Source organism: Sphingopyxis sp. GW821-FHT10B01 (assembly GCF_059415685.1).
In genome coordinates this window covers 678,232-695,786 of record NZ_JBWKNS010000002.1, presented here as the reverse complement: position 1 = coordinate 695,786, position 17,555 = coordinate 678,232, and the positions used below count along the sequence as shown (strand labels likewise).

The window sequence follows — 17,555 nt, the reverse complement described above, 5'->3', positions numbered from 1 at the left end:
TCTGCGGTTTTTCCTGCCATCTCTGACGTCCCAAAGTTAAACTCCAGGGCAACATAAACCTTGGAGAATGTATGATTTTTACGCTCGGATATTCGAACCGGACGCTTCCCGAATTTTTGGGGGAGCTTGATCGGCGCAGCATCACGCAGATTATTGATGTGCGGTCGTCACCTTGGTCGCGGAACGCGGCGTTCAATGCGCCCCAAATCGAAAAATGGTCGGGGAGCCACGGGATCATGTTCCGGCAATGGGGGGATGTGCTCGGGGGGCGGGCAGAAATCTCGCTCGACGATCCGCGTTACATCGAACGGCTCGAACAGATTGTAAACGCGGCGCGCCGGGAGCCGATCGCGATCTTTTGTGCCGAGGGCGATCCTGATGCCTGTCATCGGAGTTGGGACATCGGTGCTAGCCTGCTGATCCGATATGGCATCGTCGCCCGCAGCATCTGCCGTGACGGACGCGAAGAAGATATCACCGACACCCTCGCACGGGTTCGGCCAACCAATTTTCGGATTGAAATGCGAACCGCGTTAGCCGCCCAGATTGAATTATTCTGACGTTCGAGTTCCCGATTTTTGGGGGGCTGGAAAGGGGCAAAATTCTCGCCGAACTCGCGTAGACGCGACACAATACCAAGATCATGATTTTGTGGGATAAACCCTTACACTACCCCACAAGATTTGCGAAGAAGAGACCCTCAAAACCCGCGCCGAAAATGGGCCAAATTGTCGTTCTAAAGTGTTCTCAGGCGGGACGCCATGTACGGGTTACAAATCCACCCGTCAGCGTTCAAATCGCATACTCCGGAAGAATACCCAATATGCTCTGCGCAATCTCGCGAGGCTTTTCAGCTTGAGACAGGTGATCGACTGCGCGAGCGAAGCGCCCTCCGAGCATTAGGGGATAAAGTGACGCCGCCGTATGTGGGCATCTCGACCTCCGGCGCTCTCCCATCATTCTACAGCGGCTATTGCAATCTAGGCCTTGTCCGCCGAAAGCTATGCTGCCAGATATGATGACTATGATACCCAAGCTGCAAACCACCCTCGGGGCGCTCTACGAAGCTGATTGCCTAGACTTTTTGGGCAATGTCGGCTCCGAAACCGTGGATCTTGCGTTCGCTGACCCTCCTTTCAACCTAGGCAAGGAGTACACATCTAAAATCGATGACCAACTTGCGGAAGGAGACTACCTGACTTGGTGCCAAGAGTGGCTCGACGAGATGATCCGTGTATTGAAGCCGGGGGGGGCGCTGTTTCTCTATAATCTGCCGAAGTGGAACCTGCCCCTTGGCGCGTTCCTGATGCAGAAGCTCACTTTTCGCCATTGGATCTCGGTTGATATGAAATTCAGCCTGCCGATAAACGGCAGGCTATATCCCTCTCATTATTCCCTGTTGTACTTCGTAAAGGGGAAGCGCGCCGGTATTTTCCATCCCGACCGGATACCAGTCCCTTGTTGCCGCCACTGCGGCGGCGAGCTTCGGGACTATGGAGGGTACAAAGACAAAATGAACCCACTCGGGGTTAGCTTGACCGACGTTTGGTACGACATCCCTCCGGTGCGACATGCTAAGTACAAGAAGCGCGGGGCCAACGCGCTTTCGTTGAAATTAATGGATCGCATTGTGGCCATCGCGAGCGATCCTGGATCGTTGGTACTTGATCCATTTGGAGGTTCCGGCACCACATTCGTCGCTGCCGAACTGACGGGTCGCAATTGGATCGGCAGCGAGCTTGAAAGCTCATCTATTTTGGATAGATTTGCTGATATCGGGGGTGATCGAGACCATATCCGAGAGATCCACGCGAACAAAAACCGCCTGTTCACGGATGCGGACATTAGACGGGCAAAGCGAGCCGGACGCCCGCTATCGACGAGCTACAATCTACTTCCGACCCAAGATGGGGTCGGGTGCTGCTCGACCTGTGACAACGATCAAGCCGACTTCTTCGCCTGAGCTTCCAACTTTAACCGCCCTTCCTTTGCGCGACCGTCCATTCCCGTTACCAAATAGGGCAAGTTCGCGTCTTGGCTAAGATGGTCGTGTTCAACAACAGTGAGAGCGAGCAGGCCTCGGCCAACCATTTCCCGAGTACGCCCCCAAAAGGAAAGATATGGAGAGAGTTCGGCAATGTTGCCCACTCGATCCGTCATATGTCCGTACAACTGGCGGCTGGGGACGATCAGAACACCTACTTGTATGTCGTTGTTGCTAAGGGCCAAGCACAGCTTATTCAGAGAGCGATGAGAAGAAGAGATGTTCCCCGTTTCCCATTCAAGAGCAACTCGCGTGCCGTCCGGGGTTTCGCTCATAAAATCGAACCCGCCGAAAGAGGCTGCTAGCGGTTCGGAGTACGGATCACCATCCGGATATGTATGGAACACCGCTTCTTCTTGGCCGCTCCGAAGGCGAACCGGCGCTTCGGTCAACCACGTTTCCTCACGCATGTGCTCGACGAAACGATTTTTCAGATAGGTGACCCCATTTCGACTTTTCTTATCAGAAGAAATGTGACGGAGGGTTAGGGCTCCGCTTCCTCGCGGATGATCAATTTTCTGAATGGCTCTAACGTAGCTTTCGTGCGCGAATTTCCACGCATCCAATCCAACTATGTCGCCTTCATCGAATATGATAATCGTACGAAGCCATTTCATATTCCCGCTCCCGGCAGGTCTTCGGTGAGAACTGGGATTGTGCACTGCAAAGCGCGGCATAGCAGGCATAGCATCGTGAAAGTGAGGTTACGCTGCCCGCGCTCGACGCCTCCAATATATGACCGGTCTACGCCAGCTATTGCCGCCAGTTCTTCTTGGCTCCATCCAAACGACATCCGCCTCTCGCGGATGCGTCTCCCGAGCAAGGAGAGATCGCAAGCTTCCATAGACGATCCTTGCATCATCTGCGGACTATTCGTCCACGGACTATGATACCCAAGTGTCGAGTGGCGTCCATGGTCAACGCGAATGTCATATTTGGCGAAACATCTACGGATCAATTGGCGATGCGGTCTCGGCGCCCAGCCCCAGTTCCGTAGTGTAGCCGCTAGCGCGTGACCATCTAAATACCGACGCTCATTTCGCGAGCATATCCCCGCAAACTGGCGTTTCCAAGTCGGTGCGACTTTTGATGGACGTGAACATAAAGCTATCGGAATATAGCTTTGAATTTGGGGAGAGATGCAATGGATCGCGCCGCCCGTAAGAGGCAACTGAAAGAGGATGAAAAGAAACTCGCTTCCGGATTGAACGTCGGCTCTATGGATGGAGACGAAATAGCAAGCCTGATGCGGATGCTACGCGATAAATTACGTGCCTGCACCCATCAGCGCAGCGTCGCACCAATGATGCAATTCCTGTACGCGAACGCAACAATGGGGGCGAAGCACAATGCGGATGTGCCCATTGCGTGTGGCAGGGGGTGCTCGCATTGTTGCAATATTTGGGTCGATGCAATGGCGCCCGAAGTTTTCCATGCAGTCAATTCATTCGAGCATCGCCAAAAGAGCAAAATTGTCGATGCAGTTGAAACGGCATATGCCGCAACAATCACCAAGTCCTTCGATGACAGGGGAGAGATGGTTACCCCTTGCCCTCTCTTGGCGGGCAACCTTTGCAGCATCTATCCGGTACGCCCATTGGTTTGCCGCACTGCTGTTTCCGCAGATGCCGAAATATGCCGCCGATCTTATCTGACTGTAAGTGGAGAAGATATTCCGACCCCCATGATCTGGATGGTTTTTCGTCAAGTTTATGGCGTGGCGCTTGAAGGTGCACTTTTACACGCTGGACTTGCTCATCGTTCCGTAGAGTGGAACGAAGCTCTCCGGCTTGCACTCTACGAACCCACGCTGGAGCGCCGATGGCTTGAGGGCGAGGACGTTTTTTCCGGCCTCCCTCGTGCGGTCACGGGGGACACCTTCGACAATCCTCAATGGCAAGAAATTTACCGAGCAGCATTTGGATCGAGCCCGCCCAAATAGCTTCGGACATCCATAGCAAACTTCGCAATCCGTGGTGGAAGGAATTTCGATTGGCAGAGCCGTTGACTTTAGCGACAGGGATGGCGCTCGCCCTGTCTTCGTCCGTTCTCGCGTCGTGTCTGACCCAAGGCATTACGGCTTGGCGGGAACGAGGAAATCGCAAACGCGAGGTAAGTTATCTGGCATTGCGCCTTGCGACCAAGTTCGAAAACTATGCCCAAGATGCCGCTTCGCATGTGGGCGGCGTGAATGATTTTCGCGCTTCCCCGAGTGAAGGCGTTTCCATGGACCTTCCTGTCTTGGAAGCTCTGCCTTCGGAGCAAGAGAGGTGGCGCGACCTAAGCGTCATCCTAACCAACGAGGTCTTGAGCTTCGACAACGATCGTCGATCACAGCAAGGACGTGTCGACAGTGAAAGCCGGGAAGATATGGAAGCCGCTATCGACATATCGCGGGACCAAGCGATCCTTCTCGGTATTCGAGCTTTGAATATTTCAGCGATGCTCCGGAAGCTTCACAAACTCCCCCCGTTCGATACTGACAACCACTGGCTGGAATTTCTGATCGACGAATATGAGCAGCTTCCAAAACACACTAAGGTGCGCTGGTCCTTGCCGGGAGCGGCACCAATGCCCTGGTGGAAGCGGGGGCCATTTCTAGTACTTCCGCAACGGTCTTTTGATGCTTAGCGCCTTCGGCCAGTTCCCGTAGCGTGAAAGTCTATATCGCCAACTTCGGACGCGAAAATTACGCGTGGCCGGACTGCCTCTCTCGCCATGAGATCACGACGATGCAAGACGAGCGGGTCCACGAACTATGGAAGGCGGGCGACCGAAAGGGATATATTGATTTCTGTGTCGCGAACCTGAGGACAATGAAGGGGATTTCTCCTACCCGTCCCGTTGCTGGCAGATGGTTCAACTTGGGCACAATCATAACCGAGAGCAGCGGTGACATGTGGCTCCATCAGGATGGCAAACATCTATGGTGGACGATCACGACAGATGGCGCACCGCTCATTGAGCTTGGCCCCGACCTCAAACCCAATCCCGATGGTCCGCCGAACGTTTATTATTACAGGAAGCCAGCGCAGCCATGGTCCAACAAGAACCGGAAGGGCGAACCGATAGAATGGAAGGGGCTGCACCCGAAGGCCCCGGATTTTCTGGTCACGGAAGCAACCCTCCAGAAGCTGAGCGACGATTACGCCGAATATGCCCTTGCCCTGATCGACGGCCATGATCTCGGCCCATGGCACGACCGCCCCGAGTGGAAAGCAAAGACCGAGAGCGGCTCGCGAAAGCAGCCGGTGCGAACATACAACGCGATGCAGATTGCCTTCTTCAATATGGCGAATGTCGCATGGGAAACGACCCTGAACGCCAACGGCCAGAAGGTGATGCGAAATGTCAAAAACAAGGATTTCGGCTTCGCAGATCGAGATGCACTCATTGCCTATATCGCTGACCTATACGAGGCCCAGGAAGGATTGTGCGCTATCACTGGCCTGACGCTGCAATTCAAAGACGGCGACGACCACCAGCTATGTTGCTCGTTGGATCGTATCGACAGCCAAGGTCACTACGCACCGGGCAATCTCCAGATCGTTTGCAAGTTCATCAACATGTGGAAATTGAACCGCGACGACACAGAGTTTCGTCGCTTGATCGAGATCGTTCGAGGATCGTCGGGTTTCTGAGCGCGTCGCAATAAACCGGTGCCAATGCCCCGAATTTCAGGTACACAAAACCAGTACATAAATCGGTACACAGAACACAAATCAGAGACGGATTTCCGGTATTTTTGGCGCAAGTTGGAAGAGAGCAACTCCTCCCGTAGGGGTCACCAACATCCTCTCCCAGAGGGTATCAGAACATTCCATAAATGGCCGATTTATCGGATGTTTTTGGTATGCATATCCATATGGCGCAACTACCCGCGCCACCGGGCACCAACATCTCAATGGTATATTTGATGGTAGCGCGGCCCTCTCGAATCGGACGGCACCATCATGGCGCTTGCCGCTGTTGCGATCAAAAACGCCAAGGGCCGGGGAGTGAATGGCCGTTCCCGGAGGCCGACGTCAAAAAGGCCGACGCGGGCAAAGCCTTGTCCGGCGATTAACTCACCTTCGCGGTCGGCATTACCCAAGCTTCTCCCCGCCCGCTGAGTTTGTAAACGAAGCCCTCGCCGCTGCGAAGCGCGTTGCGCAAGCCCTTCACCAACGGGCCGATCGCGACGTTGAGGCTGGCGGAGTACATCAGCATGAAATCGCCGTCGACGACGAGCTCGCTGTTACCGTCGAGCGTGACGGTTTCGATCTCTTCGACCGGAACGGGAGCCTCGACAGCGAAGACACCCTTCCCGCTCAATTTGGGTTGCATCAACCCATTGCCGCTCAGAACGCCCGCGACGGTCTGATGACGATGGGTTGTCAGCGATATGCCGGCGGCGCAGGCATAGAAGGCGCGGTCATCGAGAAGCAGAGCATCGGCCTCTCCGTCGATTTCGGCGAGAATGAAGTTGCGGCGCCCGGGTTCCGTCCAAATAATACCATGGCCGGAAAACTTCGTCGCGAAGGCGGATTCACCAGTACCGGCAGATGAGATCGCGCGGCTTAAAAAGCCTTTGTCTTCGTGCTTCTGGACAGTCGTTTCGATCTTGCCGTGCATATATTGGAGCGCGCCAGGCTCGAGCAGAACGCTGCCACCGGTGAGCGTGATGCAAAGCTGATAGACGTCGGTGGCTTCGGCAACATAGTGGAAGCCACCTTCGGTCGTCGGAATGCCACGGGTTATAAGCCGCTTTTCCACGAAACGGTATTTCTCGATTTTGACGCCGCCGCCCTCGACAGTGTCTTCCAGTTTGCGAAATTCGGCCATGTGTACCCCCCCTCGCCGCTTCGCTCAACGAAACGGGTTGTCGTCGTTGGAATAACGCTCATCTATGAATCGCGTGTTGTTGGTGAAAGCGGCAATGTCGTGCTCTGCGAGATCGCGAAGCATCGCGTCGACACGCTCCTGAAGCTTGTCGAGGCTGGCGCCGAGATGGAAGCTTGCCGACTTCCCCGTTCGCTTGAAGATTTCGTCGCGATGAAACGCGGGCACGTCGATGTAGCTCTGGATGAGCTGCGGAAGATGGACGTCGCGCATCTGGGCCGTGTCGACGCGGCTGAAGCTCGGTACCTGCTCGCGCTCCATGGCTTTCTCGACATTGTCGATCGCGGCGAGAATCTGGAGTGCTTTCGCTTTGGCGGTTTTGGGAATGCGTTCGTCGTTATAATTGAAGGTTGGGGCTGGCGGCGCTGCAGGAGGCGCAGCGGGGACGCGGTTATCCGCCGGCGCTGCCTCCTGTCCGCCGAAGAGGCGGCCGAGCAGTCGAGAGATGCTCATACCGTTCTTTTTCCTATCTGCTCATCTATTCTCGTGTCTTCCATAGCTTTGCATATCGAGCTTTCCAAGAACAGCCGGGGCTGCGCTACAAGGAACGGAGAGCAGACAGTTGCTGATGCTCGAGCGAGTCGACCGACGTCACCACATCGGCAAATGCCGAACGCAGTGAAGCGACCTGCCGTGCGGCTTCGCTGCCGGTGAGATCGATCTGATGATTGCCGTCGGCCGTTGCAGCGCCGGATCGGTCAATGAGCGAAGACGCGGCTGACCTCACCCCGTTTATCCGGTCGAGGACCAGATTCTGGTTCGCGAGCGTCTGGGCTGCGACGACAGCCGTTTGCAGGGCAGCAATAGTCGTCGAAGACGCGCGATCGATGCCTTTGACGAGATCGAAGTTATTCGTTTCGATCATGCCGAGCATGGCGTAACTCTGCTGGGACACGGCCATCTGCGTAAGAAGATCACCATGCCTCTGACGCACTTCGAACAGCGCCGAAGTCCGAAGCTTTTGGGCTTTGGCTGGATCGCTCTTGTCGAGTTGAGCAGACAGCTTCTCGAAACGCTCATCAAGGCTGGCGCACATGCCGATCGCTTCGGCGAGACCTTCCAGAAGCGGCCGGGACAGGGCTCGATGTCCCGAAATCGCGACATTGTCGCGAAGAAGCAAATCCCGGCTTTCCACCATTGTCGACAGCGCGGCTTCGATGTCCGCTTCGGAGTTTCGATATCTGTCGAAATAACTCGCGATCTGATTGGCGCGCGGGAACAGGCCGAGAAACTTCTTCGGCTTGATGAGGTCTTCCCCGGGCGTCAGCTGATCGAGTATCTGCCTGAGACGGGCGAGCTGGGTGTTGATCGCGGCGACCGCGCGTTCGCGGATCGTGTTGCGGGATAACGTCAGGCGAGCCTGGTCGGCGAGTTTCCGAACCTCTTCATTCCCGATCGACGTGATCTGCCGAAGCAGCCGGTCAAATTCGGGATTATGGATGTCGATCGTGAGGAATGACCCGGCGAATTCGCGCGCGACAGCTTTGACCCTCGCGGCGCTGGCTGTGTCGAGGGCAAATTCGTTGCTCTGAGCCGGGACATTTGCCCCGGGCGCCTCAAGACGAAGATCGCTCACGGGCGCAAGCTTCGTGTCATGCGACGCGCACTCCGGCCTGTTCATCCGGGCCGGAGACGCCGTGCGCCTGAGCACGTTTGACGATCATGCCGGCCCATGGCGCGTGCGTTGCCGGTTCGCACATGCTGCCGTTGCGTCCGAATACGGCAGGCGCTTCCTGACTGAGAATGGCGCGCGCCTCGTTCATTTCGAGGACGTCCGGCCGGTAGACCGAATGAATGACCGAGATCTGGTCGGGATGAATGGCCGTTTTCGTGAGCAGTCCATGTTCGATATCTTGCTGGACCTCGGCGCGCAGCACTTCGGGCGCCGAGAAATGTTCGAAGACGGGAGCGGCAACGGAAAAACCGTTTGGAATGAAGGTGCCCGCAATGTCGCGGATAACGTTGCCGAGAGGTCCATCATAGGCCGTACGATAGCGCGAGCGACGAATGCCGAGAAGCGCCAGAATATCATTGCCGCCGATCCGAACTGCCGACACGCGTTCCGAATAGGGCTGCAGCTGGTCGCACATCCGCGCGAGCGCAGATCGATCGAAGGCCTCTTCGCCTTCGATCGTCGGCATGATCCGGTGTTCGGACTGCATCAACGCCGTGAGCCAGACGGGCAGCGACTGCGTCGTAACCTTGGGGAGTACGAAGCCTTCGACATGTTCAATGTCCGGCAGCTGCAGCAGATGCGTCAGCATGCGCAGGTTGCGCGGCCGCACGTAGACCTTGAGGTTCGAAGGGGTCCCGGCGAGTTCGGCAAGCAGGTTGCTCAATCCGGCGAGAGCCTCAGGCACCTGGTCGTCGCGGATGGCGTCTTCAAGGCAGACGACCATCGAACGCAGGTCATGAATCGACCCGTACGCCATGGCGCGCGCTGTGCCGTTAATGGCAGGAACATAGAGGGTAGCCCCCAGCTCGACGGCGTTCATTGCTGGTCTCCTCCCAGGTCTTTGATGATCGTGATAGCTCGGTAGGTCGGCATATTTCTTTCAATTACCCGCACCCCCGCTTGGTCAGCCAAAAGGCAAATGTGAGCGACGTCGGGATCGTCCCGGCGTTGCACATAGATCCGATCGGGAACGCGGCGCAGGATGGCCCGCGTAGCCTCTGCAATGCCCGGCTTGATCCGATTGAGATCGCGCACATCGCACTCGGCCGCAATCGACTGGATCATTGCATCTGCTTCGGTTCGAACATGTTCGGCCGCTTCGGCAGTCCATGCGTCTGTATCGGGAATCCAGTCGCTTGCCCGTTCGACTTCAGCGATAAAGTTGCGGCTGACATCGTTTGCGCCATGTTCGGACATCGAGACGCAAGCGTGGAAATCATCAGGGCCAACGAGGTCTTCGTTGAGTATGGACCGGCTGACGAGGCCCGAGACGATACCATTGAGAAGGCCACTGGGAATGACATAGTCGTCGAACGTCGCGGCGAGATTCGCACGGCCGGCTGGATCTGCGACCACAGCCAGAAAGGGCTCGAAAGGGCTTGTTTGAAGAGACCGGTCAAGTTCCGCTCGAATGGCGCCCTTGCCAGTCCAGCCGTCGACGAAAATCGAATTTTCGGTGCCGTGGCGCGAAGCGACATATTTCAGCGCATTTTCGTCGATGCCGCGTCCACGGATGATGCTGATCGAATAGTGCCAGGTTTCGACGCCGAGCTTGTTGAGGGCATTCTTGAGGAGAATGCCGATCGGCGTGCCTGCTCGAGCGAGCGAGAGGACAACGCAGCTCTGCGAGGTCTGCGGCCGTCGCTGGATGGCACGCGCAAGCTGGCTGACGTCGTGACGAAGACGCGCGGCGTTGGCCGCAAGCGCGGTTTCGTAGAGCTTCAGATAACGATCGTCGGGCGCCGCTTCAACAGACAGCATTTCGGAATAGTGGCGCTCACCCGATTGAATGAGGGCCTCCTTTTTGGCGATGTCCGTCGTTTCGATCTGCGAGGGTTTGAGGAGAAAGATGACATCGTTGGGATCATAGGAACCGGAGAAGGTCCAGCTTCCGGATTCGTCGAGATAGGGGCTGTTGGCCAGAGTGTCCGCCATCATCAGTCGATCCATTTGCTGCCGTCGACGATGTGCGCCCAAAGCTGAGACTTGGTGGGGGCTGCCGCGAAGTCGCAGAGATCCATGAAGCCCACGTCGGAAACACTGTCGCCGATGCCGATGATTGGCTGATTTGGTTGTTCAACCCGCAATTTGGCGATGAGATAGCGTGCCGCATGGCGCTTGCTGAGCCATGGCGGCAGATACGCGAGGTTGTTGCCGTTCCGGTGGCAACGCCATCCTTCGGGCAATGACGGAGCCAGTTCGGCCTCGAGCTGCGCCAGCGCCATGTCGTCGTGCGCGTTGCTCTTGATCACGATGTAGAGATCAAGACCGTTCTCTTCGACCGACCAATGGCGAAACCGATCGGTGCAGAGGCTTCCGGTGAGCTCTGAATAAACGTCGCTGACGGGGGCGGCCTGACCTGCTGCGATCTCGAGCTGGCTATGCCAGATGAGATCGAGCGCACCATGATCGTCGAGAATGCAGCCGCCGTTGGAGCAGATCGCCGGCGAGCTCGGGATGTCGACCCGCGCGAGCACGTCGCGGCCGCGCGCCGTCACAGGAACGACCAATCCGGCTTCGAGCCAAAGCAGAAAATTCTGCTGCATCTTGGTGGCGAATCCGCTGGCGGTGCCATCCAGAAGGCTGCTCATCTGACGGAGTTCGGTCGCGCCCGGGGGGCACTTCGGCATCGTCTGGAAGAGCGTGTCGTCGAGGTCCGTGAGGATTACCGGCGCCATTTCATTCCTCCTTTGCATAGCTGCAGAGAATGACTTCGACGCGGATTGACGAACCGAGTGCCTGCAAGGCGGCTCGCGCTTCTTCTGCTTGGCTGGCGACCTGCTCCGCGACGATCAAAACGCGGTCGGGTTTATGACGGAGGATGTTGTAAAGGAAGCACGGAGCGCCGCTGCCATAGCTGTCACTGAAGGTTGATTTACTCTGCATCGCGAACCCCAGCAAAACCGGGCTGCGAGTGATGCATTGGACCGCTGCGACGCCGCCTTTTTGCTCGATCTCTTCCGCGACGAGGAGCGCTTCATATGAATGCTCGCCTTCGCCGAGCACGAGAATACGCTCTCCCGATTCGACGTCGATGGTACTCCGGATAGCATGTTCGGGGAGACGAAGCCCGCTTCGGCTTCGCATCCCGTCCCGGGGTGCTCGCCCGGGTATATTTGATCCGGCGGCGAGCGTCTGGGGATGAGTAACGTCGGCCGCTTTCCACTCCATCGCGCCGGCGAGGATCGAGATGGGGAGGGTCGGACGCGGCATGGCATGAATATATCGCTTGCCGCTCCAGTCGGTGATGCAGCAAGTTGCGACCAGCTCAAGGTCGGGCATCACATCCAGCATCGCATTGGCAACGGCGACATAAGTGTTGCCAGTGCTGCATTCGTCGTCGACGATGACCAGAGTTCGCGCGGCACGGACGAGATCTTCGATACTGAGATTGGCCACCTGGATGAGATGGGTTGTCGCGTGACTATGTCCTTCTTCGAAGGAAGCAATCAGATTGGCACCGTCGACAATCTGGCGTGAGGACTGAAGATAAGCGACATCCCGGCGTCCGTGGGCTTCAAGATATGAGGCGAAGACGCCTTGGCCAAGGGCGGTTGCCGTTTCTGCCATGCCGAGAACGACGATCGGACCCGGCAAATCTGCCGGGAGCTTTTGGCCGAGCTCATCCATCGCGCGGCGCATGTCGGCCGGCGAAGCGGGGAGATGCCGCCCCAGAACCTTCGAGACGATCAGAAAGCCGCGCTTGGGATTGGCGCGTGCGGCGAAGTCACAAAAGGCTTCGAGCTCGGCGACATGCTCGGTGGCGATCTCGAGGGTGCCCGTTGGAAACTCGATTTCAGTCTTTTGCAGCACGGACATGGGACTCTAATTTCCTTGGACAATCAAATAACCAAAAGCGCAGCGAACGGTTTGAACCGAACCGTCTTGTTCGCGCTTTTCGGGAGAAAGGCGCGCCTATTCGAAGGGCTGCTGAATTTTCAGAATACCCCGAGAATTTACTTCGATCTTCGCACCAAAGCGACGAAGCAAATTTTCAGGATCGATTGCACTCATTTGGGGGCAATCCACTTGGTTCCAGCCATTTCGGTCAATCTCGGCAACGGCGACATATTCATCATCAACACGGCCGGTAGATCCGCTTCGCCGGGTGTAGGCAGAAACCGCGACCGAGCGAATGCCGCTACTGACCGAAAAACTATGGCCAATCAAGCGAAGGATCAGGGGTGAAACATGGCCAAGACAAAGCGCGGCCAGATCCTTCTGCGTGATGTTTCTGATGACGCAAGCCCCGCGTGGGCCGACCGATAGCGATGCCCCAGATTTGCCGGGATTCATGCGAACGCCCGGCAAGAGCGTAATGCGCTTTTGAAATCTGAAGCCCATGGATCGGCCGCCCCTGTTTGGATCAGCTGGTAACGAGAATGCTGATGACGGATTGCCGGAGCCGTTGAACGACGTTGCGGCGATCATTGTCTTGGGAGAGATTGGGCGCCGGGATATCGATTCCGGAGGCAGCGAGCATTTCGTGAACGAGGCTGACCTTGATGCCGAAGTTCACATTTTCGCTGATTGCGCCGCGATCGCGTAGATTGCCGTGGGCAAGCGACGACGAGGTGATACCGACGAGGTTGCCATATTCGTCCAGGATTGCGCCACCGGACGAACCCGAGCCGATTGGCGCCGTGAACTGGAAGCGTGCGACATCGCCCTCCCAGCCCTTCAGGCCCGAGACGTTGCCGGTCGACACTTTGAGATCCGCGCCGAGCAGGTCCATGAGCGGATAGCCGGCAGCAAGGACGGATTCGCCGAGCCAGATCGCCGCTGTATTCCGCATCGGCAGCGGCGTGCCGTCGAGGTCGCCCTGAAGGATCGCAAGATCGTGCATCGGGTCGACTGCAATCATGGTGAGGGCCTTGCCCCCGCGACCGGTTTTGAAGTCGCTGCCGCCTTCGATGACATGGGCATTTGTGACGACAATGCCTGGTGCAACAAGCACACCGCTGCCCGATCCCAATGGCGTGCCCGGCGGCGCACTGCGACCGCCGCGCTCTTCGCCACCCCAGCGATCCTGATTGCCGTCCCCTCGCTGGCGGCCGGGAATGTCATCCACCGAGAATTTGCGGGCCCGAGCAAATGCTTCGATGCCGAACGTATAGCCTTCATTGGCAACTTTGACGCGGCGTGTACCGTCGCGAAGATAGGCTTCCGCGATGATGACCGCCGCGAGCTGCTCGGCCGGGACGGGAAAGTCGAAGCTGTTGCCACCGATTTCGACGATAATCGGGTAGCTGTCGTTGACGAAGCCACCGGTGCGGTCGTCGGTCATATAGAGCAGGATTTCAGCCTTTTCGCCGAGATCAGCCATGTCACTCAGACGCCATTCGCCAGTGGGACCACCGCGTTCGAGTGGCTGGAACGCGCCCTGGGGGGATACGGCGACGACGGTGATCCGGTCGGCATTTCGGCCGTTGATGCGGATCGTGCAGGCGTCATTGAGACCGATGGCGAGGCGCTCGCCCGGCTGTGTGCTTCTCATCGAGATCCCCCCTCCGGAATCATGCCGCGACGGGCCTGACGACAGTTGAAAACGCGACTTCGGTGTCGATTTCGGTTCGGTCGATCGTCTCGGGCATAAGGCGTCCGGTAAGCAGGCCAGCCCAGTCGGCAATGAGGCGGCAGCCGACTTGGTCGGCATAGACGACACCACCGGCGGGCCGTGCATTGATTTCGAGCAGAATCCAGCGACCGTCTTCTGCGCGGCGGAACTGGGCGTTCACGACGCCATGCAAAGCGAATTTGGCGACGATCGCGGCGACGACATCTTCGAGAGGATGCCGTGAGACGATATGCTGGCGGCCGGTACCCAGCTTCGTCCGGGCCGCATATTTCAGCATCTGTCCATGGACGGCGAGAATATCGCACGAGATCTCGGGCCCGGGAAGATAGGGCATCACGACAATATCGTCGATCGGGCCGCGCAGCTCTTGATCGCGAACGGCCGAGAGATATTGCTCGGGACGGATGCGACGGCGTTCGGAGTCCTGGAGATGAGCGACTGGCGACACGTCCATGAGACGCCAAAAGCCAAGGCCGTTTACGCCGTGGCGCGGCTTGACGCAGGGTCCGGGTTCGCCTTCGCCCGACGGCCAGTCGCCGATCAGCCGTTCGAGATCTTTGCTCCCTTGAGCGAGATGGGTCGGGAGATGATGCTCCTCGCCCGCAAACTCGGCTGCGAAAAGATATTTGTCGTCAAGGACTTGCAGTGTCGCGATCGAGGCCGGGAGATGCACATGGCACGGCAGGTCGGCCGCTGCGATCAATGCGCGGCGACGGGTGGGAATGAAAATGTCGATTTCATGCGTGGCGATCATATCGCGGACCCACTGGAGGTAGCTCTGCTGATCATCATCTTCGACACCGTCGCCATCGATCCAGGTTTCGGTCGGGCCGTTATAGTGGGCGCTTTGCGGGGAGACGCTGACATAGACGTCCAGCGTGGGATCGGCCGCGCGCATCAGACCGGCGATGGGAGCGAGCGAAAAGCCCCGGTTGAACCAAATTCTTGTGTTACGGGTCATCGTGGGTGTTTCATGAAATCATGAGGGTCGCAGCCCCGGCCCTTATAAGGCCGGGGCGACGATCAGCCGAGGTTGACGCCGAGGCTGCCAGCCAAGCCCGAGAGGCCGCTTTCCCAGCCTTCGCCGATCGCCTTGACCTTGATATCGCCTTGCGGGCCGCGATAGAGCTCCACGAAGATCAGCGACGTGTTGGCGCTACCGTCCTCGGACAGATCGAAGCGAGCCAGTTCCTTGCCGTCCGCATCATCGAGGACGCGTGCATAGGCATTTGAGACCGATCCGAAATTCTGGCGGCGTTCGACACCTTCGTGGATCGTGACGGCAACGACGACCTTTTTGACGTCGGCGCCGAGCTTGGCGAAATCGACCTTGATCGTCTCGTCGTCGCCGGCGCCGTCGCCGGTGCGATTATCGCCGCCATAAATGACAGCGCCGTCGGGCGTCGACTTGTTGTTGTAGAAAATGAAATGCGCGTCGCTCAAAACCTTGTCGTTCGCGCCGACGACGAAGGCCGAGGCGTCCAGATCGAATGCTGCGCCATCGGTCTGGCGAACATCCCAGCCGAGGCCGACGGTCACGGCGGATACGTTGGGAGCTTCCTTCGTCAGCGAGACGTTGGTGCCCTTGCTCAATGAAACTGCCATGACGGCTCCTTATGGTAGAAGATGATGGCCGCCCCGCGATTTGTGCGGGACGGCCATCGGTAGTTATCGGTTAGCCGACGCTGACGCCATAGTGGCTGGCGAGCGGGCCGAGGCCACCCTTGAATCCCTGGCCGACGGCACGGAACTTCCATTCTTCACCATGGCGATAGACTTCGCCGAGGATCATCGCAGTTTCGGTCGACGCGTCTTCCGACAGGTCGTAGCGGACGATTTCGGTGCCGGTCTTGTTGTCGACAGCGCGGATGAAGGCGTTCGAGACCTGACCGAAGCTCTGGCCGCGCGATTCGCCTTCGTGGATCGTCACAGCGATCGCAACCTTATCGATTTCCCCCGGAATCTTCGAGAGGACGATCTTGAGCTGCTCGTCGTCGCCGTCGCCTTCACCGGTGCGGTTGTCGCCCTGGTGGATCACGGCGCCGCCGACATCCTTGTTGTTGTAGAAGCAGAAATCATTGTCGGCGCGGACCTTGCCATCGGCTTTGAGCACAAAGGCCGAAGCGTCGAGGTCGAAGTCCTGGCCATCGGTCGCCCGAACGTCCCAGCCAAGGCCGATCATGATTTCGTCGAGGCCGGGCGATTCTTTCGAGAGGCTGACGTTGCCGCCCTTTGAGAGAGAGATAGCCATAAAACTTCATCCTTCCTTGTTTTGACGTTGTTGGCCGCCCGAAGACGGCCGGGTAAGCGTAGATTATATGGCGGCGGCTTCCGGCTCACCGTTCGGATGTGCACGGTTCCACCGCACCGACGACCAGAAGGCGATCCCGATCAGGACGGCACCGATGACGCCGGTGATGACTTCGGGGATGTGCTGGAATGTGTTGATGTACATGATCGCCGCCAGAGCGATGATCGCGTAGAATGCGCCATGTTCGAGATAGCGATATTCGGACAGCGTGCCCTGCTTGACCAAAAAGATTGTCATTGAGCGAACGAACATTGCGCCGATGCCAAGGCCGATGGCGATAATGAACAGGTTGTTCGAAAGTGCGAATGCACCGATGACGCCGTCAAACGAGAAGCTTGCGTCGAGGACTTCGAGATAAAGGAAGGCGCCGAAGCCCGCCTTGGCAACCTGACCGGTCGTTGCGACCGGCGCTTCGAGCACATGGTTCACGATTTCCACACCGATGAAGGTCAGCAGCCCGGCGATCGCCGCGATGATGAACGTCAGTGCATCGGCGTCCGAGAGCATCATCGAGGTGAGATAGGTCATCAGGAGCACGAAACCGATCGAGATGGCTTCGATGTCACCGACTTTGGCGAGCGGCCGTTCGATAGCCGCGATCCAGTCGACTTCCTTGTCGGCGTCGAAGAAATATTTGAGACCGACCATACCGAGGAAGGCGCCGCCGAAGCCCATCAGGCCGATGTGGGCGCCGTTGAGGATCACTTCATATTGTTCGGGATCGTTGATCGCGAGCTTGAGAGCTTCGATGGGGCCAAGCCCAGCTGCGATCATTACGATCACGAGCGGAAAGACGATGCGCATGCCGAAGACCGCGATCGCGATACCCCAGGTCAGAAAGCGCCGCTGCCATACGGGGTCCATGTCCTTGAGTACCGAGGCGTTGACCGCCGCGTTGTCGAAGGAGAGCGAGACCTCGAGGACTGCGAGAACCGCGCAGATCCAGAGAATGCCGAGAGCACCGTCTACGGTGCCGGTGAGCTCCCAACCGTACCACCCGCCCAGGCCAAGTGCGAAGACGGTGAAGATCAGTGATCCGCCAAAATGTTTGAACATTGGAAATGCC

At 57.7% G+C, this 17,555-nt stretch carries 20 protein-coding genes; 5 read left to right on the top strand and 15 right to left on the bottom strand.

The features are described from left to right. Positions 1–71: 71 nt before the first annotated feature. Positions 72–560, top strand: a complete 489-nt coding sequence (locus AC07NV_RS07840) for a DUF488 family protein (protein WP_495165760.1) — start codon at positions 72–74, stop codon at positions 558–560. Between the two features lie 455 nt (positions 561–1,015). Then, on the top strand, positions 1,016–1,963 hold the full coding sequence (locus tag AC07NV_RS07835) for a DNA-methyltransferase (RefSeq protein ID WP_495165759.1): 948 nt from the start codon (positions 1,016–1,018) through the stop codon (positions 1,961–1,963). Here AC07NV_RS07835 and AC07NV_RS07830 read toward each other — a convergent pair. Together AC07NV_RS07830 and AC07NV_RS07825 are read right to left on the bottom strand one after the other, a co-directional pair. After that, entirely contained in the window at positions 1,942–2,661 is a 720-nt protein-coding gene (locus tag AC07NV_RS07830) for a BglII/BstYI family type II restriction endonuclease (RefSeq protein WP_495165758.1), read from the bottom strand. The genes AC07NV_RS07835 and AC07NV_RS07830 overlap by 22 nt on opposite strands. Beyond that, the gene (locus AC07NV_RS07825) at positions 2,658–2,888 is read right to left on the bottom strand and encodes a helix-turn-helix domain-containing protein (protein WP_495166007.1); all 231 of its coding nucleotides are present in this window, start codon (positions 2,886–2,888) and stop codon (positions 2,658–2,660) included. Before AC07NV_RS07825 ends, AC07NV_RS07830 begins: the two co-directional genes overlap by 4 nt. Before the next feature lie 300 nt (positions 2,889–3,188). On the opposite strand from AC07NV_RS07825, the gene AC07NV_RS07820 reads away from it, so the two are divergent. The 3 genes from AC07NV_RS07820 to AC07NV_RS07810 all read left to right on the top strand — a co-directional run bounded on the left by AC07NV_RS07820 (position 3,189) and on the right by AC07NV_RS07810 (position 5,685). Continuing rightward, positions 3,189–3,986 (top strand): YkgJ family cysteine cluster protein, encoded by a 798-nt coding sequence (locus AC07NV_RS07820; RefSeq protein WP_495165757.1) that lies wholly within the window; start codon positions 3,189–3,191, stop codon positions 3,984–3,986. A gap of 80 nt (positions 3,987–4,066) precedes the next feature. Continuing rightward, positions 4,067–4,675 carry a hypothetical protein gene (locus AC07NV_RS07815; RefSeq protein ID WP_495165756.1) on the top strand — a complete coding sequence of 203 codons (609 nt, stop codon included), beginning with the start codon at positions 4,067–4,069 and terminating at the stop codon, positions 4,673–4,675. Between the two features lie 23 nt (positions 4,676–4,698). After that, entirely contained in the window at positions 4,699–5,685 is a 987-nt protein-coding gene (locus AC07NV_RS07810) for a hypothetical protein (RefSeq protein ID WP_495165755.1), read from the top strand. Positions 5,686–6,106: 421 nt separating this feature from the next. Here AC07NV_RS07810 and AC07NV_RS07805 read toward each other — a convergent pair whose 3' ends face one another. The 13 genes from AC07NV_RS07805 to AC07NV_RS07745 form a co-directional block, all read right to left on the bottom strand. After that, positions 6,107–6,868: an AIM24 family protein gene (locus AC07NV_RS07805; protein ID WP_495165754.1), complete on the bottom strand. Its 762-nt coding sequence runs from the start codon at positions 6,866–6,868 to the stop codon at positions 6,107–6,109. Between the two features lie 24 nt (positions 6,869–6,892). Beyond that, positions 6,893–7,378 (bottom strand): hypothetical protein, encoded by a 486-nt coding sequence (locus tag AC07NV_RS07800; protein ID WP_495165753.1) that lies wholly within the window; start codon positions 7,376–7,378, stop codon positions 6,893–6,895. An 85-nt stretch (positions 7,379–7,463) separates the two neighbouring features. Next, the gene (locus tag AC07NV_RS07795) at positions 7,464–8,501 is read right to left on the bottom strand and encodes a toxic anion resistance protein (RefSeq protein WP_495165752.1); all 1,038 of its coding nucleotides are present in this window, start codon (positions 8,499–8,501) and stop codon (positions 7,464–7,466) included. Between the two features lie 16 nt (positions 8,502–8,517). Beyond that, positions 8,518–9,420 (bottom strand): HpcH/HpaI aldolase/citrate lyase family protein, encoded by a 903-nt coding sequence (locus AC07NV_RS07790; protein ID WP_495165751.1) that lies wholly within the window; start codon positions 9,418–9,420, stop codon positions 8,518–8,520. Continuing rightward, complete coding sequence (locus tag AC07NV_RS07785) at positions 9,417–10,538, bottom strand: cysteine protease StiP domain-containing protein (protein ID WP_495165750.1); 1,122 nt, start codon at positions 10,536–10,538, stop codon at positions 9,417–9,419. The genes AC07NV_RS07790 and AC07NV_RS07785 overlap by 4 nt, the downstream gene beginning before the upstream one ends. Further along, the gene (locus AC07NV_RS07780) at positions 10,538–11,278 is read right to left on the bottom strand and encodes an HAD family hydrolase (protein WP_495165749.1); all 741 of its coding nucleotides are present in this window, start codon (positions 11,276–11,278) and stop codon (positions 10,538–10,540) included. Before AC07NV_RS07780 ends, AC07NV_RS07785 begins: the two co-directional genes overlap by 1 nt. Position 11,279: 1 nt before the next feature. After that, complete coding sequence (locus AC07NV_RS07775) at positions 11,280–12,419, bottom strand: phosphoribosyltransferase domain-containing protein (RefSeq protein ID WP_495165748.1); 1,140 nt, start codon at positions 12,417–12,419, stop codon at positions 11,280–11,282. Positions 12,420–12,515: 96 nt separating this feature from the next. Next, on the bottom strand, positions 12,516–12,944 hold the full coding sequence (locus AC07NV_RS07770) for a DUF4236 domain-containing protein (RefSeq protein ID WP_495165747.1): 429 nt from the start codon (positions 12,942–12,944) through the stop codon (positions 12,516–12,518). Between the two features lie 22 nt (positions 12,945–12,966). Continuing rightward, positions 12,967–14,097 (bottom strand): S1C family serine protease, encoded by a 1,131-nt coding sequence (locus AC07NV_RS07765; RefSeq protein WP_495165746.1) that lies wholly within the window; start codon positions 14,095–14,097, stop codon positions 12,967–12,969. 19 nt (positions 14,098–14,116) lie between these two features. After that, positions 14,117–15,139, bottom strand: a complete 1,023-nt coding sequence (locus tag AC07NV_RS07760) for an ATP-grasp domain-containing protein (RefSeq protein WP_495165745.1) — start codon at positions 15,137–15,139, stop codon at positions 14,117–14,119. A 62-nt stretch (positions 15,140–15,201) separates the two neighbouring features. Next, entirely contained in the window at positions 15,202–15,783 is a 582-nt protein-coding gene (locus AC07NV_RS07755) for a TerD family protein (RefSeq protein WP_495165744.1), read from the bottom strand. Between the two features lie 70 nt (positions 15,784–15,853). Then, on the bottom strand, positions 15,854–16,429 hold the full coding sequence (locus AC07NV_RS07750; protein ID WP_495165743.1) for a TerD family protein: 576 nt from the start codon (positions 16,427–16,429) through the stop codon (positions 15,854–15,856). Positions 16,430–16,492: 63 nt separating this feature from the next. Beyond that, positions 16,493–17,545, bottom strand: coding sequence for a DUF475 domain-containing protein (locus AC07NV_RS07745; RefSeq protein WP_495165742.1), 1,053 nt, complete (start codon positions 17,543–17,545; stop codon positions 16,493–16,495). Positions 17,546–17,555: the final 10 nt, after the last annotated feature.